Source organism: Mycolicibacterium anyangense, from assembly GCF_010731855.1.
GTDB lineage: Bacteria > Actinomycetota > Actinomycetes > Mycobacteriales > Mycobacteriaceae > Mycobacterium > Mycobacterium anyangense.
Genome location: NZ_AP022620.1, coordinates 1,911,395 through 1,936,023, shown reverse-complemented (window position 1 = coordinate 1,936,023; position 24,629 = coordinate 1,911,395). Strand labels below are relative to the sequence as shown.

The 24,629-nt window shown below is 68.9% G+C and carries 23 protein-coding genes; 9 read left to right on the top strand and 14 right to left on the bottom strand.

Features of this window, described 5'->3' with window-relative positions:
- Positions 1 to 46 precede the first annotated feature (46 nt).
- Positions 47 to 1,483 carry a type I glutamate--ammonia ligase gene (gene glnA / locus G6N35_RS09160; RefSeq protein ID WP_163803971.1) on the bottom strand — a complete coding sequence of 479 codons (1,437 nt, stop codon included), beginning with the start codon at positions 1,481 to 1,483 and terminating at the stop codon, positions 47 to 49.
- A gap of 164 nt (positions 1,484 to 1,647) precedes the next feature.
- On the opposite strand from glnA, the gene G6N35_RS09155 reads away from it, so the two are divergent.
- Together G6N35_RS09155 and G6N35_RS09150 are read left to right on the top strand one after the other, a co-directional pair.
- Complete coding sequence (locus tag G6N35_RS09155) at positions 1,648 to 2,112, top strand: RDD family protein (protein WP_163803970.1); 465 nt, start codon at positions 1,648 to 1,650, stop codon at positions 2,110 to 2,112.
- 124 nt (positions 2,113 to 2,236) lie between these two features.
- Positions 2,237 to 3,067, top strand: coding sequence for an endonuclease domain-containing protein (locus tag G6N35_RS09150; protein ID WP_163803969.1), 831 nt, complete (start codon positions 2,237 to 2,239; stop codon positions 3,065 to 3,067).
- A 58-nt stretch (positions 3,068 to 3,125) separates the two neighbouring features.
- On the opposite strand, the gene G6N35_RS09145 is transcribed toward G6N35_RS09150, so the two are convergent.
- The 5 genes from G6N35_RS09145 to sucB are packed head-to-tail and all read right to left on the bottom strand — an operon-like array spanning position 3,126 to position 8,216.
- Positions 3,126 to 3,878, bottom strand: coding sequence for a DUF4191 domain-containing protein (locus tag G6N35_RS09145; protein WP_163803968.1), 753 nt, complete (start codon positions 3,876 to 3,878; stop codon positions 3,126 to 3,128).
- Between the two features lie 16 nt (positions 3,879 to 3,894).
- Positions 3,895 to 4,860, bottom strand: a complete 966-nt coding sequence (gene lipA / locus G6N35_RS09140) for a lipoyl synthase (RefSeq protein WP_163803967.1) — start codon at positions 4,858 to 4,860, stop codon at positions 3,895 to 3,897.
- Positions 4,857 to 5,543 (bottom strand): lipoyl(octanoyl) transferase LipB, encoded by a 687-nt coding sequence (gene lipB / locus G6N35_RS09135; RefSeq protein WP_163803966.1) that lies wholly within the window; start codon positions 5,541 to 5,543, stop codon positions 4,857 to 4,859. Before lipB ends, lipA begins: the two co-directional genes overlap by 4 nt.
- Before the next feature lie 13 nt (positions 5,544 to 5,556).
- Complete coding sequence (locus G6N35_RS09130; RefSeq protein ID WP_163803965.1) at positions 5,557 to 6,465, bottom strand: TIGR01777 family oxidoreductase; 909 nt, start codon at positions 6,463 to 6,465, stop codon at positions 5,557 to 5,559.
- 5 nt (positions 6,466 to 6,470) lie between these two features.
- Positions 6,471 to 8,216 (bottom strand): 2-oxoglutarate dehydrogenase, E2 component, dihydrolipoamide succinyltransferase, encoded by a 1,746-nt coding sequence (gene sucB / locus G6N35_RS09125; RefSeq protein ID WP_163803964.1) that lies wholly within the window; start codon positions 8,214 to 8,216, stop codon positions 6,471 to 6,473.
- A 142-nt stretch (positions 8,217 to 8,358) separates the two neighbouring features.
- Here sucB and G6N35_RS09120 point away from each other — a divergent pair, with 142 nt between their 5' ends.
- The gene (locus tag G6N35_RS09120) at positions 8,359 to 8,703 is read left to right on the top strand and encodes an oxidoreductase (RefSeq protein WP_163803963.1); all 345 of its coding nucleotides are present in this window, start codon (positions 8,359 to 8,361) and stop codon (positions 8,701 to 8,703) included.
- Positions 8,704 to 8,805: 102 nt separating this feature from the next.
- Complete coding sequence (locus G6N35_RS09115; protein ID WP_163803962.1) at positions 8,806 to 10,554, top strand: SDR family oxidoreductase; 1,749 nt, start codon at positions 8,806 to 8,808, stop codon at positions 10,552 to 10,554.
- Positions 10,555 to 10,560: 6 nt separating this feature from the next.
- Here G6N35_RS09115 and G6N35_RS09110 read toward each other — a convergent pair whose 3' ends face one another.
- A complete protein-coding gene (locus G6N35_RS09110) occupies positions 10,561 to 12,084 on the bottom strand; it encodes a leucyl aminopeptidase (protein WP_163803961.1) in 1,524 nt (507 codons plus the stop codon).
- A gap of 38 nt (positions 12,085 to 12,122) precedes the next feature.
- On the opposite strand from G6N35_RS09110, the gene gcvT reads away from it, so the two are divergent.
- Positions 12,123 to 13,223 carry a glycine cleavage system aminomethyltransferase GcvT gene (gene gcvT, locus G6N35_RS09105; protein ID WP_163803960.1) on the top strand — a complete coding sequence of 367 codons (1,101 nt, stop codon included), beginning with the start codon at positions 12,123 to 12,125 and terminating at the stop codon, positions 13,221 to 13,223.
- A gap of 61 nt (positions 13,224 to 13,284) precedes the next feature.
- On the top strand, positions 13,285 to 14,391 hold the full coding sequence (locus G6N35_RS09100; protein ID WP_163803959.1) for a branched-chain amino acid aminotransferase: 1,107 nt from the start codon (positions 13,285 to 13,287) through the stop codon (positions 14,389 to 14,391).
- Between the two features lie 15 nt (positions 14,392 to 14,406).
- Here the strand turns inward: G6N35_RS09100 and G6N35_RS09095 are convergent, their stop codons facing one another.
- The 5 genes from G6N35_RS09095 to G6N35_RS09075 form a co-directional block, all read right to left on the bottom strand.
- Positions 14,407 to 16,080 (bottom strand): sensor domain-containing diguanylate cyclase, encoded by a 1,674-nt coding sequence (locus tag G6N35_RS09095; protein WP_163803958.1) that lies wholly within the window; start codon positions 16,078 to 16,080, stop codon positions 14,407 to 14,409.
- 78 nt (positions 16,081 to 16,158) lie between these two features.
- Positions 16,159 to 16,908: an adenosylcobinamide-GDP ribazoletransferase gene (locus tag G6N35_RS09090; RefSeq protein ID WP_163803957.1), complete on the bottom strand. Its 750-nt coding sequence runs from the start codon at positions 16,906 to 16,908 to the stop codon at positions 16,159 to 16,161.
- 2 nt (positions 16,909 to 16,910) lie between these two features.
- Positions 16,911 to 17,948, bottom strand: coding sequence for a nicotinate-nucleotide--dimethylbenzimidazole phosphoribosyltransferase (cobT, locus tag G6N35_RS09085; protein ID WP_163803956.1), 1,038 nt, complete (start codon positions 17,946 to 17,948; stop codon positions 16,911 to 16,913).
- Positions 17,948 to 18,478, bottom strand: coding sequence for a bifunctional adenosylcobinamide kinase/adenosylcobinamide-phosphate guanylyltransferase (gene cobU / locus G6N35_RS09080; RefSeq protein WP_163803955.1), 531 nt, complete (start codon positions 18,476 to 18,478; stop codon positions 17,948 to 17,950). Before cobU ends, cobT begins: the two co-directional genes overlap by 1 nt.
- Before the next feature lie 14 nt (positions 18,479 to 18,492).
- Positions 18,493 to 19,146, bottom strand: a complete 654-nt coding sequence (locus G6N35_RS09075; protein WP_246224259.1) for a DUF3043 domain-containing protein — start codon at positions 19,144 to 19,146, stop codon at positions 18,493 to 18,495.
- A gap of 72 nt (positions 19,147 to 19,218) precedes the next feature.
- Between G6N35_RS09075 and G6N35_RS09070 the strand changes: the two genes are divergently transcribed.
- Together G6N35_RS09070 and G6N35_RS09065 are read left to right on the top strand one after the other, a co-directional pair.
- Positions 19,219 to 20,298 carry a glycerate kinase family protein gene (locus tag G6N35_RS09070; protein WP_163803953.1) on the top strand — a complete coding sequence of 360 codons (1,080 nt, stop codon included), beginning with the start codon at positions 19,219 to 19,221 and terminating at the stop codon, positions 20,296 to 20,298.
- A gap of 90 nt (positions 20,299 to 20,388) precedes the next feature.
- Positions 20,389 to 20,784, top strand: coding sequence for a HesB/IscA family protein (locus tag G6N35_RS09065; RefSeq protein ID WP_163803952.1), 396 nt, complete (start codon positions 20,389 to 20,391; stop codon positions 20,782 to 20,784).
- 58 nt (positions 20,785 to 20,842) lie between these two features.
- On the opposite strand, the gene G6N35_RS09060 is transcribed toward G6N35_RS09065, so the two are convergent.
- A complete protein-coding gene (locus G6N35_RS09060; protein WP_163803951.1) occupies positions 20,843 to 21,502 on the bottom strand; it encodes an Rv0361 family membrane protein in 660 nt (219 codons plus the stop codon).
- Positions 21,503 to 21,678: 176 nt separating this feature from the next.
- On the opposite strand from G6N35_RS09060, the gene G6N35_RS09055 reads away from it, so the two are divergent.
- Entirely contained in the window at positions 21,679 to 22,653 is a 975-nt protein-coding gene (locus tag G6N35_RS09055) for a carbohydrate kinase family protein (protein WP_163803950.1), read from the top strand.
- Here the strand turns inward: G6N35_RS09055 and asnB are convergent.
- The gene (asnB, locus tag G6N35_RS09050) at positions 22,650 to 24,596 is read right to left on the bottom strand and encodes an asparagine synthase (glutamine-hydrolyzing) (protein WP_163803949.1); all 1,947 of its coding nucleotides are present in this window, start codon (positions 24,594 to 24,596) and stop codon (positions 22,650 to 22,652) included. The genes G6N35_RS09055 and asnB overlap by 4 nt on opposite strands.
- Positions 24,597 to 24,629: the final 33 nt, after the last annotated feature.

The following is a 24,629-nucleotide window of genomic DNA, read 5'->3' as shown; positions in this document are numbered from 1 at the left end:
GGAGGTGTCGCGGAGCGGATGGGCTCGGCAGGCTTACTGCGACGAGTTACACGTCGTAGTACAGAGCGAACTCGTACGGGTGAGGACGGATCTGCACGGGCAGGATCTCGTTCTCACGCTTGTAGGAGATCCAGGTCTCGATCAGGTCGGGAGTGAACACGCCACCCTCGGTGAGGTAGTCGTGATCCTCTTCCAGCCGGTCGATGACGGCCGACAGCGAGGTGGGCGCCTGCGGGATGTTGGCGGCCTCCTCCGGCGGGAGCTCGTAGAGGTCCTTGTCGACCGGTGCCTGCGGCTCGATCTTCTTCTTGATGCCGTCGATACCGGCCATCAGCATGGCCGCGAACGCCAGGTACGGGTTACCCGAGCTGTCCGGGCAGCGGAACTCGAGACGCTTGGCCTTCGGGTTGTTGCCGGTGATCGGGATACGCACGCAGGCGGAGCGGTTGCGCTGGCTGTACACCAGGTTGATCGGGGCCTCGTAGCCCGGCACCAGACGCTTGTAGGAGTTCACCGTCGGGTTGGTGAAGGCCAGCAGCGACGGGGCGTGATGCAGGATGCCGCCGATGTAGTGGCGCGCCATGTCGGACAGACCGGCGTAACCGGACTCGTCGTGGAACAGCGGCTTGCCGTCCTTCCACAGCGACTGGTGCACGTGCATGCCGGACCCGTTGTCACCGAACAGCGGCTTGGGCATGAAGGTGACGGTCTTGCCGTTCTGCCACGCGGTGTTCTTGATGATGTACTTGAACAGCAGCACATCGTCGGCGGCGGCCAGCATGGTGTTGAACTTGTAGTTGATCTCGGCCTGGCCGGCGGTGCCCACCTCGTGGTGACCACGCTCGAGGGTGAACCCGGCGTTGATCAGGTTAGTGGCCATCTCGTCGCGCAGATCGACGTAGTGGTCGTAGGGGGCGACGGGGAAGTAGCCACCCTTGGGACGGACCTTGTAGCCGCGGTTGGCGCTGCCGTCGGCCTCGAACGGCTCACCGGTGTTCCACCAGCCCGACTCGGAGTCGATCTCGTAGAAGGTGCCGTTGATCTTCGAGTCGAAGGCGATCGAGTCGAAGATGTAGAACTCCGCCTCGGCGCCGAAGTAGGCGGTGTCGGCGATGCCCGTGCTGGCCAGGTAGTTCTCCGCCTTGCGGGCCACGTTGCGCGGGTCGCGCGAGTAGGCCTCGCGGGTGAACGGGTCGTGCACGAAGAAGTTGAGGTTCAGCGTCTTGGCGGCGCGGAACGGGTCGATGCGGGCGGTCTCGGGATCCGGCAGCAGCATCATGTCGGACTCGTGGATCGACTGGAAGCCGCGCACGGACGATCCGTCGAATGCCAGGCCGTCCTCGAACACGCTCTCGTCGAACGCCGACGCGGGAATCGAGAAATGCTGGACTACACCGGGCAGATCGCAGAACCGGATGTCGACGTACTCGACGTTCTCGTCCTTGATCAACTTGATGATGTCGTCAGCGTTCTTTTCTGCCACTTACACACTCCTTCGTTGCAGCCGTCATGCATGTCCAGGCACACATTCTTAACCCGCAGGTGACGCTAGGTAGGTGATGTTGCACGCCAGTCAAGCCCGTGTTGCGCCGACGTTACGCATCTGCGGACGGCAGGTCACCGGCGGGGTGCACCTATCCTGGGGCCATGGCGCGTGAAATGGGCTCATGGCTGTCGGGGCCGGAATCGGTGGAGCCCGACCGGTCTGCCGGTTATCCCGGCCAGGCCTTAGGCCTGCCCGAATCCGGTCCGCGCTCGCTGGCGCGGATGGGCCGGCGTTTCGGCGCACTGATCATCGACTGGTTCATCAGCTACGGCCTGGTGGGTCTGCTGATCGCGGCCGGAGTGGTGAGTACGGCGATGCTGTCCACCGCGGTGCTGGTGATCTGGTTCCTGCTGGGCGTGATCTCGGTGCGGCTGTTCGGGTTCACGCCCGGCCAATACGCGCTCGGCCTGATGGTGGTGCCGACAGACAACCGCCTGCACGTGGGCACCGGCCGCGCGATCGTGCGGGGGCTGTTGCTCTCCCTCGTGATCCCGCCGCTGTTCACTGACTCCGACGGCCGCGGCTTGCACGACCGGCTGACGGCGACGGCCGTCGTCCGCCGTTGACCGGTACGCGTTGATCCAGAACCCACGCAGGGGTTTACTCGCACTTCTTCGGCGTGAGGTCTGACTCAACGAGGGTGTGGATAGCCGACGGCGCGATTCGCCCGCCGTTGACATCGTTCCCGGGATGCAGGTGTTCATCGGCAGCGAGGCGTTGGCGGCAGGCGCGGTGTCCAGGTACGAACTGTGCTCTGCTTTCGAACGGCTGCTGCCCGACGTATACGCCCCGAAGGGCACGCCGCTGACACTGGCGGACCGGACCCTCGCCGCCTGGCTCTGGTCGAAGCGGCGCGGGGTCGTCGCTGGCCTGGCGGCGGCGGCTCTGCATCGCGCCAAGTGGATCGACGACTCTGCCCCGATCGAGCTGATCTACTCGAACAACAAGTCGCCGAAGGGGGTCGTGGCTCGGCAGGAGACACTGTTCGAGGCCGAGGTCATAAGACTGGGGGACATGTCGATGACGACCGTCGAACGCACCGCGTTCGATCTGGCTCGCCGAGGTTCCATCGTTGAAGCAGTCGCACGCATCGATGCGCTGGCGAGGGCGACAGGTTTCAAGGCTGACGATGTGCTGGCGGTCGCCGATCGGCATCCGCACGTGCGCGGTGTTCGGAGGATTTCCAAGGTTCTCGACCTCATGGACGGTGGGGCGCAGTCACCGAAGGAATCCTGGTTGCGGGTGCTACTCATCGAGGCGGGCTTCCCCAGACCACAGACCCAGATTCCGGTGCTCGCCCCAGACGGCTACCCGCGGTACTTCCTCGACCTCGGCTGGCCTGACCTCAAGATCGCCGTGGAGTACGACGGCGAGCAGCATCGCACCGACAGAATGCAGTACCGCGGCGATGTCACGCGCTCGGAGTACATCCAGCAGCTCGGCTGGCGGCGGATCAGGGTCCTAGCCGGCGACCGCGGTCCCGACGTGATCAGACGCGTGGAGCGAGTCTGGCCACGTTGATGCAGAACTGACGCAGAGATCTACCCGCACTTTCTCAGCGTGAGGTCTGGATCAACGCTCAGCGGCGGCGCACCGTCCGCTGCACGCCCTTCATCTTGGCCTGGGCCGGCAGCGGGCCCTTGGGCATGGCGGCCGGGCCCATCCGGGATCCCAGCGCGACCAGCTTGGACTCCAGGGTGTCCATCTGCTTGACGGTGATGTTCGCGGGCAGCTTGGTCAGGTGACGCTCCAGCTTGGCCAGCGGTACCTCACCCTCGCCATTGCCGACGATCACGTCGTAGATCGGGACATCGCCGACCAGCCGGGCGGTGCGCTTCTTCTCCTGCGCCAGCAGCGGCTTGACCCTCGACGGCACACCTTCGGCCACGAAGATCACCCCGGGCCGGCCGATCACGCGGTGCACGGCGTCGAAATGCCCGGTCGCCGCGACACCGGGAGTCACCCGCCACTTGCCGCGCAGGTTGTCCAGCGCCCACGCCGCGGCCCCGGTCTGGCCCTCGGCCTTGCTGTACACCGACTTCTGGGCGCGGCGGCCGAAGATGATGAAGGCCACCAGCGCGCCGAGCACCACACCCAGCAGGATCATCAGGTACATCGTGAACCCGCCGGCGTAGACGCCGACGGCCACAGAAGCCGCGACGACCAGCACGAATGCGCCGATCATGTAGGGCAGCAGCCGCTTGTCTTCCTTGCGCTGCATCTGGAATGCCTGCCACAGCTGGGCGCGGCGTTGCTTGGACGCGGCCTTGCGGGCGGCCTTCGCCTCGGCCTTGGCAGCCTTGGTCTCGGCGGGTGTACGGGATTTCGCCATCAGAACAGGATACGGGTCACGCTGTGGTGCCCGATGTCGCCGCCGGGGCGGCTCCGGTGGGCGGCCGAGCGGCGATGGTCTGCGCATACAGCCGTCCCGCCCGGTACGACGACCGCACCAGCGGTCCGGCCAGCACACCGGCAAAGCCCAACCCCTCGGCATAAGCCGCGAGGTCGACGAACTCGTCGGGATGCACCCAGCGCTCGACCGGATGATGGCGCGCCGACGGCCGCAGGTACTGGGTGATGGTGACGATGTCGCACCCGGCGCCGTGCAGGTCGGCCAGCGCGGTGCGCACCTCGTCGATGGTCTCGCCCATCCCGAGGATGAGGTTGCTCTTGGTCACCAGGCCGAAGTCACGCGCGGCGGTGATGACGTCCAGGCTGCGCTGGTAGCGGAACGCCGGCCGGATGCGCTTGAAGATGCGCGGCACGGTTTCGACGTTGTGCGCGAACACTTCTGGACGCGATTCGAACACCTCACGCAGCAGTTCGGGATCGCCGTTGAAGTCCGGGGCCAACAACTCCACCCCGGTGGCCGGGTTGAGCGACTTGATGGCGCGCACGGTCTCGGCGTACAGCCACGCCCCGCCGTCGGGCAGGTCGTCGCGCGCCACACCGGTGACGGTGGCGTACTTCAGGCCCATCGCCGCGACGCTCTCGGCGACCCGGCGCGGCTCGTCGCGGTCGAGTTCGGCCGGCTTACCGGTGTCGATCTGGCAGAAATCGCAGCGCCGGGTGCACTGCTCGCCGCCGATCAGGAACGTCGCCTCGCGGTCTTCCCAGCATTCGTAGATGTTGGGGCAGCCGGCTTCCTCGCAGACCGTGTGCAGACCTTCGCGGCGCACCAGGCCCTTCAGCGCGGTGTACTCCGGGCCCATCTTCGCGCGGGTCTTGATCCACGGCGGCTTGCGCTCGATCGGGGTTTCGGCGTTGCGAACCTCCAGGCGCAATAACTTGCGGTTACCGGGTTCGACGCTCACGAGGTCAATGCTACGTGAGTGGACACCGGCAATCGGCCGTCGAGTGCGTCACATACCGCCTCGGCGACCCGCGCCCGGACGTCGTCGATCCCGACTGGCCGGCCCAGTTCGGCGCTCAGTGACGTCACGCCCGCATCGGCGATGCCGCACGGCACGATCGAGGTGTAGGCCGCCAGGTCGCAGTCGCAATTCAGGGCGAAGCCGTGCAACGTGGTGCCGCGTGCGACCCGGATGCCGATCGCGGCGATCTTGCGGGCCGGGCGGGTGGCGTCGGCGGCCAGCCATACCCCGGAGCGGCCCTCGACACGGCCGGTGGCCACGCCGAGGTCGGCACACACCGAGATCAGCGATTCTTCAAGTCGTCGAACATAATTCACCACATCCAGCGGCTCGGCCATGCCGATCACCGGATACCCTACGAGCTGCCCGGGGCCGTGCCAGGTGATCTTGCCGCCGCGGTCGGTGTCGACGACGGGGGTGCCGTCCGCAGGGCGTTCGTGGTCCTCGGTGCGTTTCCCGGCGGTGTAGACCGCCGGGTGTTCGAGCAGCAGCAGGGTGTCGGGGCCGCCGGCCACCCGGGCGTCGGCCAGCTCGCGCTGCAACTGCCAGGCGGCCAGATAGTCGACAGCTCCGAGCTGGCGCACCTCGACGGGCGCGGCGCTGGATCGGATCGACTGCCGCATGTCCTCGACGCTACTAGCCCTGCGCCGAGGACGTGGCATACGCCAGCGCCTCGCCGATGGTGTTGTGGTGGAACACGAATCCGGCCCGCTCCAGGACGGCCGGGATGGCCCGCTGGCCGCCGAGCAGCCCTTCGTCGGCGAACTCCCCGAGCAGGGTGCGCAACGCGACCCCGGGCACCAGCCACGGTGTCGGGCGATTCAGGGCTCGGCCCAGGGCGGCGGTGAACTCCGAGTTGGTGACCGGCGCGGGGCCGGTGAAGTTCACCGGCCCGGCCACATCCTCTGAGTTGATCGCGAACAGCAGGGCGCGGATCTCGTCCTCCAGGCTGATCCACGGCATGTACTGGCGTCCGCCACCGAGCCTGCCGCCGAGCCCGAGGGAGAACAGCGGGCGCAACCGACCCAGCACGCCGCCGCCGGGAGAGAGCACCAGCCCGGTGCGGGCCAGCACCACCCGCACTCCGGCATCCTCGGCGGGCAGTGTCGCCGCCTCCCAGTCCACGCAGAGCTGGGCCAGGAAACCCGTTCCGGCAGGCGCGGTTTCATCGACGACGTGACCGTGGGTGTCACCGTAGTAGCCGACGGCGCTGGCGTTGACGAGCACCGGCACCCCGGCGTCGACGACGGCCGCCGAGATCACCTCGGTGGGTGCGATGCGGCTGTCCCGCAGGGTCTGCTTGAACGAGCCCGACCACCGCTTGTCACCGACCCCCACACCGCACAGGTTCACCACGGCGTCGACGCCCTCGAGCCCGGCGGGGTCGAACTCACCGCTGTCGGGGTTCCAGTGCAGTTCGTCGCCATTGGCCGGGGCGCGCCGCACGATGCGGATCACGCGGTTGTCCGCAGCGCGCAGTGCCGAGACCAAGGCCGAGCCGATCAGCCCGGACGAGCCTGCGATGGCGAGAACCGAACCGCCCATGGTGTCTACAGCCCCAGGTCGGCCTCGAACGCCCCTTCTTCCAGCCGCCGCTTGATGGTGGTCAGGAATCGGCCGGCGTCGGCGCCGTCGATGAGCCGGTGGTCGTAGGTCAGCGGCAGGTAGCAGATCGAGCGCACGCCGATCGACTCGTTGCCGAGTTCGTCGACGATCACCCGGGGCCGCTTGACGATCGCTCCCGTACCCAGCATCGCCGCCTGCGGCGGCACCAGGATTGGGGTGTCGAACAGGGCGCCCTGGCTGCCGATGTTGGTGATCGTGAAGGTGCCGCCGGACAGCTCGTCGGGCTTGAGGTCACCGGAGCGGGCGCGCGAGGCGATGTCGTTGATCGCCCGGGCCAGTCCGGCCAGCGACAGGTCACCGGCATTGTGGATCACCGGGGAGAGCAGGCCCTGCTCGGTGTCCACCGCGAAGCCGAGGTTCTCGGCGTCGTAGTAGGTGATCTCCTTGGTGTCCTCGTTGTAGCTCGCGTTGATGTTCGGGTGCACCTTGAGGGCGTCGATCACCGCGCGGGCGATGAACGGCAGATACGTCAGGTTCACACCCTCGCGCTCGGCGAACTTGTTCTTGGCCTTGGCCCGCAGCGCCACGATCTTGGTCATGTCGACCTCGTGGGTCTGGGTCAGCTGCGCGGTGGTCTGCAGCGACTCGCGGGTCTTCTTCGCGGTGATCTGACGGATCCGGTTGGCCTTCTGCGTGGTGCCGCGCAGGTGTGCCAGCGGCGAGTCGACCGCGGCCGGGGCCGGTGCCGACGCGGCAGGCGCGGCGGCGGGTGCCGCTGCGGGTGCGGGCGCCGGGGGAGCCTTCTTGGCTTCGGCGGCGGCCAGCACGTCCTGCTTGCGAATCCGCCCGCCGACGCCGGTGCCCTTGACCGTGGCGAGGTCAACGCCGTTCTCGGTGGCCAACTTTCGCACCAGCGGGGTGACGTAGGGGCTGCCGTCGGTATCGGCACCGCCGTCGGTCTCGGCTGCCGCCGGCGCGGGGGCCGGTGCCGCTGCGGGCGCCGGTGCCGGCTCCGGCTTGGGCTCCGGTTTCGGCTCGGCCTTGGGTTCGGGCGCGGGTTCGGGCTTCGCTTCGGGCTTGGGGGCCGGCGCGGGAGCCGGGGCGGCGGCCGCAGCGGCGTCGCCGATCTTGGCCAGCTCGCCGCCGACCGGGACCGTCACGTCCTCCTCGGCGGTGATGGCGATCAAGGTGCCCGCCACCGGCGAGGGAATCTCGGTGTCGACCTTGTCGGTCGAGACCTCGACGAGCGGCTCGTCCACCGCGACGGAATCACCGACCTTCTTCAGCCAGCGGGTGACGGTGCCCTCGGTCACCGACTCGCCGAGCTCGGGCATCAGCACCGGAGTCGCCGAGCCCGGCGACGCGGCGGGCGCCGCGGCGGCCGGTGCGGGTTCGACCTCTTCGGCAGCAGGCTCGGGTGCGGCGGCCGGCTGTTCGGCGGGCTTCTCCTGCTCGGCCGGTGCCGGAGCGGGTGCCGACTGTGCGGCCTCGCCGGCCTCACCGATGATCGCCAACTCGCCGCCGACCTCAACGGTGTCGTCTTCCTGCGCGACGATCTTCGTCAGCACGCCGGAAGCGGGCGACGGGATCTCGGTGTCGACCTTGTCGGTGGACACCTCCAGAAGCGGCTCGTCGACCTCGACGGTGTCACCCTCTTGCTTGAGCCAGCGGGTGACGGTCCCTTCGGTCACGCTCTCACCGAGTGCGGGCATCTGGACGGAGACGGCCATAGGTGTTGGCTCCCTCGAACGGTCAGTCGTGTGGGTCGCTGTCCATCCTGTCATCACCGGGCCGTTGATATGCACTCAGGGCGAAGCACGTTCTTTCTCTGGCACCATCGAAGAAAGCCCTTCAGAAGGAGTTCAGCAAAAGTTGGGATTGTTCGACAGGTTCCGATCCGGCCGCCGCGGCGCCTCGGGGTCGGCCGCCGACCAGAAACACCTGCGCGAGTGGGCTGCTCAACGCACCGGCGTCGAGGCGTTCGTCGAGCCCCAGACCAGCGTCACACCGATGACGGTTGTGCTCGTCGCCGCCGACGGGGAATGGACACGACGGCCCGCGGGTGGTGCCGCCGGGGCGCGCCGGCTCGGCGAGCAGCTCCGGATTCCGGTGTATGACGTGCAAAAAGTCGGGTATCCGCAGCGGATGCGCGACTATGACGCCAAGCGGCGCATCGAGCGCCGCCGCGCGCTACGTGACGAACTCGAGGAGCGCTGAGCGTCTTGACATCGGCTCGCGGTGGCGGGCAGGGTCAAAGTTGTTCGGTACCAACGGTATGAGCTACTAGCCGTTACAGGTAAACGCCTGGAGAGGGGTCTGATGCCCACCCGCTACGTCGACAGCAAAGACGGCACCCGCATCGCGGTCTACGAAGAGGGCAATCCGGACGGGCCCACCGTGGTGCTGGTGCACGGCTGGCCCGACTCGCATGTCCTATGGGACGGCGTCGCGCCCCTGCTCGCCGAGGAGTTCCGCATCATCCGCTACGACAACCGCGGCGCGGGAGCCTCCGGTGCGCCGGCACCGGCGTCGTCGTATGTGATGGCGTCGTTCGCCGACGACTTCGCCGCCGTCATCGCCGAACTGAGTCCGGGGGAGCGCGTGCACGTGCTGGCCCACGACTGGGGTTCGGCCGGGATGTGGGAGTACCTGGGCAGGCCCGATGCCGCCGACCGGGTGGCTTCCTTCACCTCGGTGTCGGGGCCGTGCGCCGACCACTTCAGCCGCTATGTGCGCGACGGCCTCAAGCGGCCCTACCGGCCAAAGCGCTTCTCCCACGCGCTGTCCCAAGCCGCTCATCTGAGTTACATGGCGGGGTTCTCGGTGCCGGTGGTGGCGCCCGCGCTGATGAAAGTGGGGGCAAAGCGCTTGCGGTCGTTGATGACTCGCGGCATCCCGGCCGAACGCGTGCACGACGGCGATACCTACGTGACCGACGCGGCCAACGGGATGAAGATCTACCGGGCCAATTTCTTCCGCTCGCTGCGGCGGGCCCGCACCGACCGCTACATCGACGTCCCGGTGCAGCTGATCGTCAACCTCGACGATCCCTACGTGCGGCCCTACGTCTACCGCGACACCCCGCGGTGGGTGTCGCGGTTGTGGCGCAGGGAGATCCGGGCGGGCCACTGGTCGCCGTTCTCGCACCCCCAGGTGCTGGCCACCGCGGTGCGCGAGCTCGCCGAGCACGTCGGCGGCGCGCCGGCCGGTCGCGCGCTGCTGCGCGCCGAGGTCAACCGGGCGCGCAGGGAATTCGGTGACCTGCTGGTGTCGGTGACCGGTGCGGGCAGCGGGATCGGCCGTGAGACCGCGCTGGCCTTCGCCCGCGAGGGCGCCGAGCTGATCGTCAGCGATATCGACGAGGTCGGCCTCAAGGAGACCGCGGGCCGGATCGCCGCCCTCGGCGCCGTCGCCCACCCCTACCCGCTCGACGTCGCCGATCGCGAGGCCGTCGAACGGTTCGCCGACGAGGTGTGCGCCGCTCACGGGGTGCCCGACATCGTCGTCAACAACGCCGGCATCGGTGTGGCGGGCGCCTTCCTGGACACCCCGGCCGAGCAGTTCGACAAGGTCCTCGACGTCAACCTCGGCGGCGTCGTCAACGGCTGCCGCGCCTTCGCCCGCCGGCTGGTCGACCGCGGCACCGGCGGCCACATCGTCAATGTCGCCTCGATGGCCGCCTACGCGCCGCTGCAGTCGCTCAACGCCTACTGCACATCCAAGGCCGCGGTCTACATGTTCTCCGACTGCCTGCGCGCCGAACTCGATTCGGCCGGAATCGGTCTCACCACGATCTGCCCCGGCGTCGTCAACACCAACATCGTCTCGGCCACCAATTTCCACGCCCCCGACGGCAAGCGAGCCGCGGTGCCGGGTCGGCGCGCGCAACTGGAGAAGATGTTCGAGCTGCGCCGCTACACCCCGGACAAGGTGGCCAAGGCCATCGTGTCGGCGGTCAGGAAGAACAAGCCGATCCGGCCGGTCACCCCCGAGGCCTATCTGCTCTACGGCACCTCGCGGATCGCGCCGCAGGCGCTGCGCAGCACCGCCCGCGGCAAGGTCCTCTAGCCCGGCCTACCCGTTGGCGGCGATGTCTTCGAGCACCGCGAACATCGTCCGGGTCGGCACCCCGGTACCGCCCTTGGGCGTGTAGCCCCAGGGGCCCGAGGTGTTGTAGGCCGGCCCGGCAATGTCGATGTGCGCCCACTGCACGCCGTCGGCGACGAACTCCCGCAGGTACACGCCCGCGACCAGCATGCCGGCGAAGCGCTGCGAGCTGACGTTGGCCAGATCCGCCACCGACGACTTGAGGTCGTCCTTGAGTTCGTCGGGCAGCGGCATGGGCCAGGCGTTCTCACCCTCGGCCTGCGACAGTGCGGCCACCCGGTCGCGGAACTCCTCGCTGCCCATCACGCCCGGCGTACGGGCGCCCAGGGCCACCGTCTGCGCGCCGGTCAGTGTCGAGGTCTCGATCAGGTAGTCGGGGTTGTCCTCGCAGGCCCGCACGATGGCGTCGGCCAGGATCAACCGGCCCTCGGCGTCGGTGTTGAGCACCTCCACGGTGATGCCGCCGTATTGGGTCAGCACGTCACCGGGACGCTGCGCCGTCGACGACGGCATGTTCTCGGCCATCGGCACGGTGGCGATCACGTCGATCGGAAGCTGCTGGCGCGCGGCCAGCACCACGGTGGCGATCACCGCCGCCGCACCGCCCATGTCGGAGGTCATGTGGTGCATCGAGGCGGCCGGCTTGATCGAGATGCCACCCGTGTCGAACGTGACGCCCTTGCCGACCAGTGCGACGCGCTTTGCCTTCCCCTTAGCTCCCCGGTGCGTCAACCGCACCAGCCGCGGCAGCCGCGAGGATCCCTTGCCCACCCCAACGATGCCGCCGTAGCCGGCCTTGGCCAGGGCCTTGTCGTCGAGCACCTCGACCTCCAGGCCGGCGGCCTCGCCGAGGGCCTTGGCGCGCTTGGCGAACTCGGCGGGGAAGAGGTGGCTCGGCGGCGTGTTCACCAGATCGCGCGCGGTGTTGACCGCGACCGCGATGTCAGCGGCCCGCGCCGCGGCCTTCTTGGCGCCCGCGGCCGTGCTCAGCGCGGTGATCTTGGCCAGCGCCGCATCCTTGGGCGCGGTCTTGGCGCTGCGGAACTCGGTGAACCGGTAGCCGCCCAGGATCAGGCCCTCGATCGCGGCCTCCAGATGCAATTCGGTCAGGGTGGTGACAACGGAAGCGACGCCGGCCAACGAGCGGGCGGCCACGCCCGCGGCGCGCCGGATCGTCTCGGCCGGCCATTCCTCCCGGTCGGCACCCAACCCGACGGCCAGCACGCTGCCGACCGGCAGCGACGGCACGTGCAGCCGGGTCACCTGCTCGGCGCCGCCCCTGGCGCCCAGCGCGCGCAGCGCCACCTCGATCTCGCCGATCGCCTCGGCGTCCAGGAACGGACCGCCGACCACCACGGCCGAGCCGTCGTCATCCCCGGTGACGCTGCCGGTCACGATGGGGACGACCAGCACCGCCGAGCCGATCCCACGCTTGGGCAGCGAGGTGGCGACGGTGACGACAGGGGCGCGGTATCCAGGTTCGGTGCTCACGACCTCACCCTAACGATGGGGCACTAGGCTTGTTGGCCGTGACCGACACAGAGCTGTTGCACGGCCCCCTGGAAAACCAGCACCGCGAGCTGGGGGCCACGTTCGCCCCCTTCGGCGGCTGGCTGATGCCGGTGTCCTATGCGGGCACCGTCGGCGAGCACACCGCGACCCGTGAGGCCGTCGGTTTGTTCGACGTCAGCCACCTCGGCAAGGCACTGGTCGTCGGCCCGGGGGCGGCGGAGTTCGTCAACAGCGCGCTGACCAACGACCTGCGCCGGATCGGCCCGGGCAAGGCCCAGTACACGCTGTGCTGCACGGCCTCCGGTGGGGTGATCGACGACCTGATCGCCTACTACGTCAGCGACGACGAGATCTTCCTGGTGCCCAACGCCGCCAACACCGCTGCGGTGGTCGCTGAGTTGAAAAAGTTTGCACCGCAAGACATTTCGGTCACCGATGAACACCGGTCGCATGCTGTCCTGGCCGTGCAGGGGCCGCGGTCCACCGAGGTGCTGGCCGCACTGGGACTGCCCACCGACATGGACTACATGGGTTATGCCGACGCCGAGTACTCCGGAATTCCGGTGCGGGTCTGCCGCACCGGATACACCGGCGAGCACGGCTATGAGCTGCTGCCGCCGTGGGACTCGGCGCCGACGGTGTTCGACGCCCTCGTCGCCGCCGTCGGTGAAGCCGGCGGTCAGCTGGCCGGCCTCGGCGCCCGCGACACCCTGCGCACCGAGATGGGCTACCCGCTGCACGGTCACGAACTGTCGCTGGACATCTCGCCTCTGCAAGCCCGGTGCGGCTGGGCGATCGGCTGGAAGAAGGACACCTTCTGGGGCCGCGACGCGCTGCTGGCCGAGAAGGAGGCCGGCCCCCGGCGGCTGCTGCGCGGCCTGCGGGCCGTCGGTCGCGGCGTGCTCCGGCAGGACCTGACCGTGCTCGACGGCTCCACCCCGGTCGGTGTGACGACATCGGGCACCTTCTCGCCGACGCTGAAAGTCGGTATCGCCCTTGCCCTGATCGACGCCGACGCCGGAATCGAGGACGGCGCGACGGTGACGGTCGACGTGCGCGGCCGGGCGCTGGAGTGCGAGGTGGTCAAGCCGCCGTTCGTCGAGGTCAAAACTCGGTAGCGGCGGGCAGGAGCGAAGCGACCCGGGAAATCGGCTAGCGCCCCGGTCTACAATTCCAGCTATGACCAACGGCCCCCTCTCATTCACGGTTGAGCGCAACGCGAACCCAGTGAGCGATGAGGTACGGGGTCAGATCCTGGCCGATCCCGGCTTCGGCCGCTACCACACCGACCACATGGTCTCGGTGCTCTACAGCCACGATCTCGGCTGGCATGACGCCCGCGTGCTGCCCTACGGGCCGATCGAACTGGACCCCTCGGCGATCGTCCTGCACTACGCGCAGGAAATTTTCGAAGGGCTCAAGGCCTACCGCTGGGCCGACGGATCCATCGTGTCGTTCCGGCCGGAGGCCAACAGTGCCCGACTGCGGACGTCGGCGCGGCGGCTGGCCATCCCGGGACTGCCCGACGAGGTGTTCATCGAGTCGCTGCAGCAACTGATCGCTGTCGACGCGCAGTGGGTGCCGCCTGCCGGTGGTGAGGAGTCGCTGTATCTGCGGCCGTTCGTCATCGCCACCGAACCCGGTCTGGGGGTGCGGCCGGCGAACGAGTACCGCTACCTGCTGATCGCCTCGCCGGCCGGTGCCTACTTCAAGGGCGGTATCAAGCCGGTCAGTGTGTGGCTGTCCACCGAGTACGTCCGTGCCAGCCCCGGTGGCACCGGCGCGGCGAAGTTCGGCGGCAATTATGCGGCTTCGCTGCTGGCGCAGGCCGAAGCCGCCGAGCACGGCTGCGATCAAGTGGTGTGGCTCGATGCGATCGAGCGCCGCTACATCGAGGAGATGGGCGGGATGAACCTGTTCTTCGTCTTCGGTAGCGGCGGGTCGGCCCGGCTGGTCACCCCGGAACTGTCCGGGTCGCTGCTGCCCGGTATCACCCGCGACTCCCTGCTTCAGCTGGCCAGTGACGCCGGTTTCGCCGTCGAGGAACGCAAGATCGACATCGAGGAATGGCGCAAGGGCGTGGCCGCCGGCGAGATCACCGAGGTGTTCGCGTGCGGCACCGCGGCCGTGATTACGCCGGTGTCGCACGTGAAGTTCGGTGAAGGCGAGTTCACCATCGCCGACGGAGAGCCCGGCGAGGTGACGATGGCGTTGCGCGACACGCTGACCGGTATCCAGCGCGGTACCTTCGCTGACACACACGGCTGGATGGCCCGCCTCGGCTAGCCTGCGCCAACCGCGCTAGTCGCTGACCGCGTTGCGGCCGGACCGCTTGGCCCGGTAGAGCGCCTCGTCGGCACGGGCCAGCCAGGAATCCAGGCCGTCACCCGACCACCGCTCGGCAGCACCGATGCTGACGGTCACCGGTCCCACGTCGCTGAAGATCATGTCGGCGATCTGCCCCCGGATCTTCTCGGCCGTCGCCATCCCGTCGTCGATATCCGAACCGCGCAACAGGATGACGAACTCCTCGCCGCCCCACCGCGCCACGATGTCGGAGCTGGGCAAGTTGGTCTGCAGCCGGCGGCTGACCTCGATCAGCACGCGGTCACCGGCCTGGTGGCCGTAGCGATCGTTGATCGCCTTGAAATGGTCGATGTCGAGCATCAGCAGGGTCAGCGGCCTGCTGGTCTCCCGGGCCTGGGTCAGCTCGGCGTTGAACAGCTCCTCGCCGTGTCGCCGATTCCACACGCCGGTCAGGGCATCGGTGACGGCCAGTCGTCGCAGTTCCGACTCGAACGCCCTGCGGTCACTGACATCCCTTGTCACACCGATGATTTCGACAAGAGTGCCGTTCTCGTCGAGGTGCGGGATGACCTGCGTCTCGGCGATCATGATGCTGCCGTCACCGCGGTACATCTCGACTTCCTGCCGGTAGGGCGGCGGCAGCGCGCCGGTGCGGATCGCGGTGTGCAGGGCGATGAAATAGTTCTGCATGCTGGCCGCTGAGTCGGGTGGATAGATCTCGCTCAGCGGTTGTTTCATGGACTCTTCCACGCTGATCCCGCGAACTCGTTGCACCGACGGACTCACGTAGGTCACCGTCCCGTCGACGGCGGCGGTCCAGATGATCTCCCAGGCGTTCTCGGCCATCAGCCGGGAGCGCTCCTCGGATGTGCGCAGTTCGGCCTCGACCCGTTTGCGCTCGCTGATGTCCCGGCTGACCCCGAGCAGCTCGATGAGCTCACCGTTGCCGTCGAGATGCGGGATCACCTGCAGGTCGGCCGACATCACCGACCCGTCCTTGCGGTAGAAGTCGATCTCGCCGCGGAAGGTCGGCAGCTCGGTGCCGTCCTCCTTCGCCTGGAAAACCCTGCGGAAGTACTCCAATGCCCGTGCCGCGGACTCCGGGGTGAGCGCCTCGGCGAGGGATTCGCGCATCGCCTCGTCCGGGGTCAAGCCACGGTGCCGCTGGACGGCCGGGCTGACGTAGGTGATCGTGGTGTCCATCGCCATGGTCCAGATGACTTCCCAGGCGTTCTCGGCCAGCAACCGGTGCCGTTCCTCGGACTGCTGCAGTTCGAGTTCGGCCTCGCGCAACTGAGTGACGTCGCGGGCGGTGCCCTCGAGGACCACCGAGCCGTCGTCGCGTTGCCGCGACCGGACCCGGATGCGGCTGGCGGTGGTATGTCCGTCCCGGTGCCGCCACACCAACTCGATGCTGGATTCCTCGCCCGGTGGTAACGCCAGTGCTTCGGCGAGGCGCCCCGTGTAGCCCGCGTTCACCTGACCCAGCACCGCCGACGCGTCGGCAAGAGCTTCGGTGGCCGGCACACCCAGCTGGGCGTACACCGCGTCGTTGACGAATTCAAAAGCCAGGTCGGGCTGGACCCGAAGAATGAAGAACACCAACCCGTTGCCGTCGGCCATCCGACAGAACCAGTCGGCGTCAGGCAGCTTGCCCGCCTCGTCCATATCACCCCCTGTGGTGAAGGCGACGCCTTCGCGACAGGTTAGCCGTTGCAGACGGATGAGCGCGTCGAATCGGTGCGCTCACTGTGCTGCAATGACCAACCCGACTGCCGCCAGGGTCGTCGACAGCTCGATGACCGCGCCCAGTACATCCCCGGTGATCCCGCCGAAGCGCCGCACGCAGTGGCGAACCAGAATCACGGCCAGGCCGAGCACAGCGAGGACGGTCACTGGGCCCTGCCAGAGGCGAGCGGTCGCCACGGCCGACACCGCCCCGACCAGCACCACCCACAGCGCCACCACCGCGATCGGCTGGGTACCCGCGACCAGCTCACCCAGGACACTTCCCGGTGCGGCGGGTACCGCACGACGACACGCCAGCACCGCGGCGACCCGCCCGGTGGTGACCGCGGTGATCACCGCCGCCAAGCCCTCCAGCCCCGCCGGGGCCGCGGCGAACGACAACGCCTGGGTGATCACGACGACGACGACGGCCGCAACCCCGAACGGGCCCGCGGTACCGTCGCGCATCACCGACAGGGCGCGCTCGGGTGGGCCGTAGCAGCCCAGCCCGTCGACGGTGTCGGACAACCCGTCGATGTGCAGACCCCTGGTGATCAGCAACAGCACGGCCACGGCCAGCATGCCGGCCAGCGCGCTGTGCGGACCGAAGGCCCACCGGCCCACCCACAGCAGCCCGGCGGCCAGCGCGCCGAGCGCGACACCCACGACCGGGAACACCGACATGGTCGCCCGGCCCACGCCCGGGCCCCGCGACGGCACCGGCACCACCGTGCCGAACGCGAAAGCCGTTGCCAGCGAGCCCAACACGATCAGTCCGGAAGACGGTCCGAGACGCCCGCACCCTCGAAGGTGGCCATCGACGCCAACGTGGCCACAGCGGCGCGCACGATCGGCAGCGCCACCGCCGCGCCGGTGCCCTCGCCGAGGCGCAGCCCGAGATCGACGATCGGCTCCAGGCCCAGGTAGTCCAGCGCCAGGGTGTGCGCCGGTTCGGTCGACCGGTGACCGGCCTGCCACCAAGCCCGCGCTCCGGGCGCCATGCGATCGGCGACCAGTGCTGCCGAGGTCACCACGAGGCCGTCCAGCAGCAGGGGAGTGCGGCGCACCGCCGCTTGCGCGCAGAAGCCGGCCATCGCGGCGAGGTCCGCGCCGCCGCACGTCCGCAGCAGGGCGACCGGCTCGGACCGGAACCGGCGCGCCCGGTACATCGCGTCGCGCACCGCCGCGGTCTTGCGGGACCAGCCCGCATCGTCGATTCCGGTGCCGCGGCCCACGACCGCCACCGGTTCGGTGTCTGTCAGAGTGGCGATCAATGTCGTTGCAGCCGTGGTGTTTCCAATGCCCATGTCACCAGCGATCAACAAGTCGGCACCGGCGTCGACCTCTTCGTCGGCGATCCGCCTGCCGATCTCGATCGCCGCGTGCACCTCGTCATCGCGCAGCGCGTCCTCGATCGCGATGTTGCCACTGGAACGCCGCACCTTGTAGCCGCTGTCCGGGCCGTCGCAGTCCACCGCGATGTCGACCACCCGCACCGTGGCACCGGCGGCCTGCCCCAGCACGTTGATCGCTGCACCGCCGGCCTCGATGTTCGACACCATCTGGGCGGTCACCTCAGGCGGGTACGCCGACACTCCGGCGCGGGCCACGCCGTGGTCACCGGCGAAGACCACCACCCGGGCGTGCTCGAATTGCTGTGGCGGACAGAGCCCTTGGCATGACGACACCCACACCGAAAGGTCTTCGAGCCGGCCGAGTGCGCCGGCGGGCTTGGTGAGGATCTCCTGACGGCGGCGGGCCGCCGCCGCGACGCGGGAATCCGGTGGGACAACCGGGGAGAATTCCATCAGTTCGGCACCTCCGTCGGTTTGACCTGGACCGGCAGTCCGGCGACTACCAGTACGACCCGGTCGCAGTGCTCGGCGAGTCGTTGGTTGAGCAGACCCAGTTCGTCGGCGAACCGCCGGCCGGTCGCGGTGGCCGGCACCACCGTCAGCCCGACCTCCGGGCTGACCAGCACCAGCGTTCCGGTGAATTCGTCGACGGCCGTGGCCAATTCGTCGACCTCGGCCGTTACCGTGCCGCGCTCCCAGCCGCTGCGGTCGAGCGCCGCGGTGAGCCAGCCGCCGATGTCGTCGACGAGCGTCGCGACGTCGGGTTCGGCGCGCAACTGCGCGGCCAGATCGGTGGTCTCCACGGTCGACCAGTCGGTTGGCCTGCGGTCGCGGTGCCGGGCCACCCGCTGCGCCCAGGACGAGTCGTCGGCATCAGCAGCGGGCCCGGTGGCAACGTAGCGCACCGGATGCCCGGCGCGGATCGCCGACTCCGCCCAACGCGATTTGCCCGACCGGATTCCGCCGAGCACCAGGGTGCGCACCGTGCTGAACGGGCTCAGGAGACCGTGGCGCCGCGCTCGACCCGAGGTCGCGGGGCGCGCATGCGGCGCAGCTGAGAGGCCCGGCCAGCGGCGTAGAGCCCGAGCTTGAAGGCGCCCTCGGTGTTGTCCGGGAACTTGGCGGCCACCGCCTTGTTCACCTTGCGGCCCAGCAGCACCGCATCCAGACCCATGATCGCCATCAGTACGAGCATGGCGGGGGAGATCAACAGCTGCACCTTGGGCAGCGCCAGCATGACGAAGATCATGAAGAGCGCGGCGGGCATGAACAGGCCGAGCAGATTGCGCCGGGAGTCGACGATATCGCGGACGTAGCGGCGCACCGGGCCCTTGTCACGGGGCAGCAGGTAGTCCTCTTCACCGGCCATCATCCGCTCGCGGCGGTCGTTCATCGCGGCCCGGCGCGCCAGCTTGTCGGCCTTGCGCTCCTCCTTGGACTGCGTCGCGCGCAGCTCCTTGCGGCGCTTGCGGGCCTCGGCGGTGGTCATCGGAGCGGGCGCGACCGGTCCGCGGCGTTTGGCGGACTGGCTGCGCTTGGGCGTCGGCCTGCCCTTGGGCGCGGTCGTTCCAGCCGCCGACTCCGCGATCTCGGTCGTCGGCTCGGCCTCCGGCGCGTCGCCGTCGTCGTTCTTGCGGCCCAGCAGCTTCACGCCTGCCAGGTTACTTCGCCGTACCGCGCCGCTGCGCATGCACCTCTGGATGGCTCGCCTTACCCTGCAGGAATGACTGGCTTCCCGGGCGTCCTGCGGGTGCTCGTCGCCCCGGACTGCTACGGCGACAGCCTGACCGCGGTGCAGGCGGTGGACGCCATCGCGGCCGGCTGGCTGCGGGCCCGACCGGGCGATCAGGTCGTGCGGGCTCCGCAGTCCGACGGTGGTCCGGGCTTCGTCGGGGTGCTGGCCGAGCGGCTCGGCGGCGTCCGGCACGCCCGGGTGTCCGGGCCACTGGCCGACGAGGTGGACGCCGAGTGGGTCTACGACGCCGCCACGGGCACGGCCTACATCGAGTGCGCGCAGGCCTGCGGGCTGGCGCTGCTCGGCGGACCGCCGACCGCGCAGACCGCGCTGGCCGCGCACAGCCGCGGGGTGGGCCAGTTGGTCGAGGCCGCCGTGCTGGCCGGCGCCAGCACGATCGTCGTCGGCCTGGGCGGCAGCGGCTGCACCGACGGCGGTCGCGGCCTTATCGATGCACTCGGTGGGCCGGCCGCGGCCCGCGAGCGGTTCGATGGAATCCGGCTGGTCGCCGCCACCGACGTGGAGCATCCGCTGCTGGGGCCGTTGGGGGCCGCCCGCATCTTCGGGCCGCAGAAGGGCGCGGACCCGCCGACCGTCGAGATCCTCGAACAGCGACTGACCGACTGGGCGGTACACCTGGACGCGCTGGCCGGCTGCCCGGTGAGCAGCCAGCCCGGTGCCGGTGCGGCCGGGGGACTGGGCGCGGCGCTGCTGGCGCTGGGCGGGCGCCGGGAGTCGGGAGCGGCGGTGATCGCCGAGCACACCGGGCTGGCCGCCGATATCGCGGCGGCCGACGTGATCGTCACCGGGGAGGGTCGCTTCGACGACCAGTCGCTGCACGGCAAGGTGGTCAGCGCGTTGGCGGCCGGAGCCAGACCGCGGGGCATCCCGGTGCTGGTGCTGGCCGGGCAGGTGACGCTGGATCCGGCGGTCCTGCGCGACGCCGGCATCACGGCGGCCCACTCGATCGCCGACCACGCCGGGTCGGTTCAGCGGGCCATGGATGACGCCGCGGCCCAACTCGCCGGACTGGCCGAGCGCACGGCGGCCCAGCTGGGCAGCGTCTGAGTCGGGAATAGCGGCCGGACAAGGTACCGTTGATGAGGTGGGCCTCACCCCACGGGAACCCACCACAGACATCTGTATGAGGGAGACGTAATGACTGTTTCCGACGAGTCGACCACCACGACCGGTGCCGATGGCGCGGCCCTGACGACCGCGACCGCCGCCCACGGCGTGACGTTGACCGACGCCGCGGCCGCCAAGGCCAAGTCGCTGCTCGATCAGGAGGGCCGCGACGACCTCGCCCTGCGGATCGCCGTGCAGCCCGGTGGTTGCGCCGGCCTTCGCTACAACCTGTTCTTCGACGACCGCGCCCTCGACGGTGATCTCATCGTCGACTTCGGTGGCGTGAACCTGACTGTCGACCGGATGAGTGCCCCCTACGTGCAGGGCGCCACCATCGACTTCGTCGACACGATCGAGAAGCAGGGCTTCACCATCGACAACCCGAACGCCACCGGCTCCTGCGCCTGCGGCGACTCGTTCAACTGACAAGTACCTGACGAACGTTTGACGCGACGGCCGCCCAACTAGCTAGAACCCCAACTAGCTAGAACTGGGCGGCCGTTCGCAATAGGTACGAGCACACCAGCAGCTGGTTGTCCTGGCGCAGGATCTGCGCGACACCCTGCTCCTCGTCGCGGCCGTTGCGCGCGGCAGACGTCGGCGCCACCTTCATGGTGAACAGCACCTGGGCCTGATACGACGACCAGGGCACGATCTTGTCGATCGAGATCACCTCGGCGCGCGCGAACTGTCTGCGGAACGCATCGCTGGCCAGCCGCGCCAGCGCCTGGTCGGCCCGCTTGTCCTTGACCGCGTCGAACATGCCGCACGACGTATTGCGCGCAATCGTCTCGGTATCGCCGTTGGACAGCGCGGTCAGATAGTTCTGGATCGTGGATTTCGTCGACGCGTCGGTGAACGCGCCGCCGGTTGCGCCCGGCCGATCGGTGCGGATGACCAGCACCGCTGCCACGACCGCCGCCACCACGACCAGCGCCAACAGGCTCAGCCACAGTGCTGTGCGCCGACGCGGCTTGGCGCTCGGGTACGACACCGCGGGCGGCAGCATCCCCGGGTAGGGCGTTGGCTGCGCGCCCGGGGGAGCGAACCGGTCGTCGGGATACGGCTCGGAATAGGCGGGTTGACCCGGGAAGGGTTGCCCCTGGGCGCCGGCCTGCTGCGGCGGCGGAAAGGGGTCAGCCATCGATGCGTCTCCTGGGGTCTGCGGAGCTGGAGAGGGACCTACCGCCCACATCGGCGCCGATGCCGGGCCATATAGTCGGCTCTTGTAGGCAGGCTAGCGCACCGGATCGGAAATGAACCTCTGCGTGACGACGTATGGTTGCCTAGATCAGCTATCGATTGAAGGGTGGACGCGTCGTGACCATCGCGGTGACCGGATCCATTGCCACCGACCACTTGATGCGCTTCCCCGGGCGGTTCTCCGAGCAGCTGCTCGCCGAACACCTGCAGAAGGTGTCGCTGAGTTTCCTCGTCGACGATCTGGTGGTGCACCGCGGCGGCGTCGCGGGCAACATGGCTTACGCCATCGGTGTACTGGGTGGCAAGGCCGCACTGGTCGGCGCCGCCGGCCAGGACTTCGCCGACTACCGCGCCTGGCTGGAGTCCGCCGGGGTGGACTGCTCAGGCGTGCTGATCTCGCAGACCGCCCATACCGCGCGGTTCGTGTGCACCACCGACACCGAGATGGCGCAGATCGCCTCGTTCTATCCGGGCGCGATGTCTGAAGCCCGAAACATCAAGCTGGCCAACGTCGTCGCCTCGACCGGCACCCCGGAACTGGTGATCGTCGGTGCCAACGATCCCGACACGATGTTCCTGCACACCGACGAGTGCCGCAGCCTGGGCCTGGCGTTCGCCGCCGACCCGTCCCAGCAGCTGGCCCGGCTGTCCGGCGACCAGATCAAGCAGCTGATCGACGGCGCCACCTACCTGTTCACCAACGACTACGAGTGGGACTTGCTGCTGTCCAAGACCGGCTGGACCGACGCCGATGTGCTCAGCCAGATCGGGCTGCGGGTCACCACGCTGGGCGCCAAGGGCGTCGACCTGGTCAGCCCGGACGGCACCACGATCCACGTCGACGTCGTCCCCGAGACCGCCCAGGTGGACCCGACCGGTGTCGGCGACGCGTTCCGGGCGGGCTTCCTGACCGCCCGCAGCGCGGGTCTGGGTCTGGAGCGCGCCGCGCAGCTGGGCTCGCTGGTGGCCGTGCTGGTCCTGGAGACCACCGGCACCCAGAACTGGACGTGGGATGCCGAGGCGGCCAAGACCAGGCTGGCCGACGCCTACGGCGCCGAGGCGGCCACGGAGATCTCCCAGGCGCTCGGCTAGAGCTGCACGGGGTAGTGCGGCTCGCTGATCGTCGGGGTGATGCTGTGCTCGACGAAGATCGCGTGCCAGAGCATAAAGATCAGCACGGTCCACAGCCGGCGGCTGTGATCACTCTGGCCGGCGCGATGCTCGTCGAGCATGGTGCGCACGGCCGCGATGTCGACGAGGTGGCCGGCCTGCGAGGTGTCGATCATCTGGTAGGCCCAGTCCATCAGCTCACCGGAGCGCAGCCAATGCCGAATCGGCACGGGGAAGCCAAGTTTCGCGCGGTTGAGCACATGCGCGGGGACAATCGGCTCGAGCGCGCGCCGCAGCGCGTACTTGGTGGTGGTCCGGGTGATCTTCTGGTCGTAGGGCAGCCGGGATGCCACCGCGAACACCTCGGGATCCAGGAACGGCACCCGCAACTCCAGTGAATTGGCCATCGTCATCTTGTCGGCCTTGACCAGGATGTCGCCGCGCAACCAGGTGAACAGGTCGACGTGCTGCATCCGCGCCACCGGGTCCCAGCCGGCCGACTCGGCGTAGATCGGTGCGGTGACATCGGTGTGGGTCCAGGCCGGGTTGAAGTCGGGCAGCACGGCACGCAGATGGTCGTCGGAGAAGCTGCGGGCGTTGCCGTAGTAGCGCTCCTCGAGCGTCAGCGAGCCGCGATGCAGCAGGCTCTTGCCCCGCATACCTTCCGGCAGCGGTCGTGATGCGCGACCCAGCGACTTGCGCACCGGCCGCGGCAGATAGTCGAAAGGCTTGAGCGACAACGGTTCCCGGTAAATCGTGTAGCCGCCGAAGAGTTCGTCGGCGCCCTCGCCCGACAGCACCACCTTGACGTGCTTGCGCGCCTCGCGGGCGATGAAGAACAGCGGCACCAACGCCGGGTCGGCCACCGGTTCGTCGAGATACCAGACGATTTCGGGCAGCGCGGCCACGAACTCGGCCTGGCTGACCACCTTGGCCACGTGCCGGGCGCCGATCGCCTCGGCGGAGGCCACCGCCACGTCGACCTCGGAGAAACCCGCGCGTTCGAATCCGGTGGTGAAGGTGATCAGCCGCGGGTTGTGCCGGATGGCCAGCGCGGCGATCGCGGTGGAGTCGATGCCACCGGACAGGAACGCCCCGACGGTGACATCGGCCCGCATGTGTTTGGCGACCGAATCCTCCAGGGCCGCGGTGATCTCGTCATAGCGAGCCTGCTCACCGCCCGGGCGGAACGGCACCGCGGAAAACCTGGGCACGAAGTAGCGGCTTGTCACGGGCGCCTCGCCGGGGCGGATCACCGCGTAGCAGCCCGACTCCAGCCTGCGGATGCCGCGCTGCAGGGTCTCGGGCTCGGGCACGTACTGCAGCACGGTGTAGTGCTGCACGGCGCGCTCGTCGATACCGGTGTCCAGGTCCAGAACCGGTGCGAGGTCCAGCAGGCACTTCTTCTCGCTGCCGACGACGGTGCCGCCCGGGCCGGTCGCCATGAACAGCGGCTTGATGCCGAACGGGTCGCGGGCGCAGAACAGCACCTGCTCGCGGCTGTCCCACAGGGCGAAGGCGAACATGCCGCGCAACCGGCTCAGCGCGCCGGCGCCCCAGAAGTGGTAGGCGGCCACGATGGCCTCGCCGTCACCATCGGTGGCGAACACCGCGCCGTGCTGCTCGGCGAGCTCAGCGCGTAACTCCAGGTAGTTGTAGATCTCACCGTTGAACACCAGCACGTAGCGCTCGGGATCGTCCTGCGGGCCCCAGCGCAGCGGCTGGTGCGAGTGGGCGATGTCGATGATGGAGAGCCGGTTGAAACCGAGCACCACGGTGCCCGCCGCCGCGTCGGCATCTGTCCACGTGCCGGGTTCATCGGGTCCGCGGTGCCGCATCAGCGTCGTAGCGCCGGCCACCGCCTCGACCGTCTGGGGGGTGATCCCGCTTGCCGGGGCAGAAACCAGGGCAAGCAGTCCGCACACGCGGCCAAGTATGCCGCACGTCGCGGGGTGCTT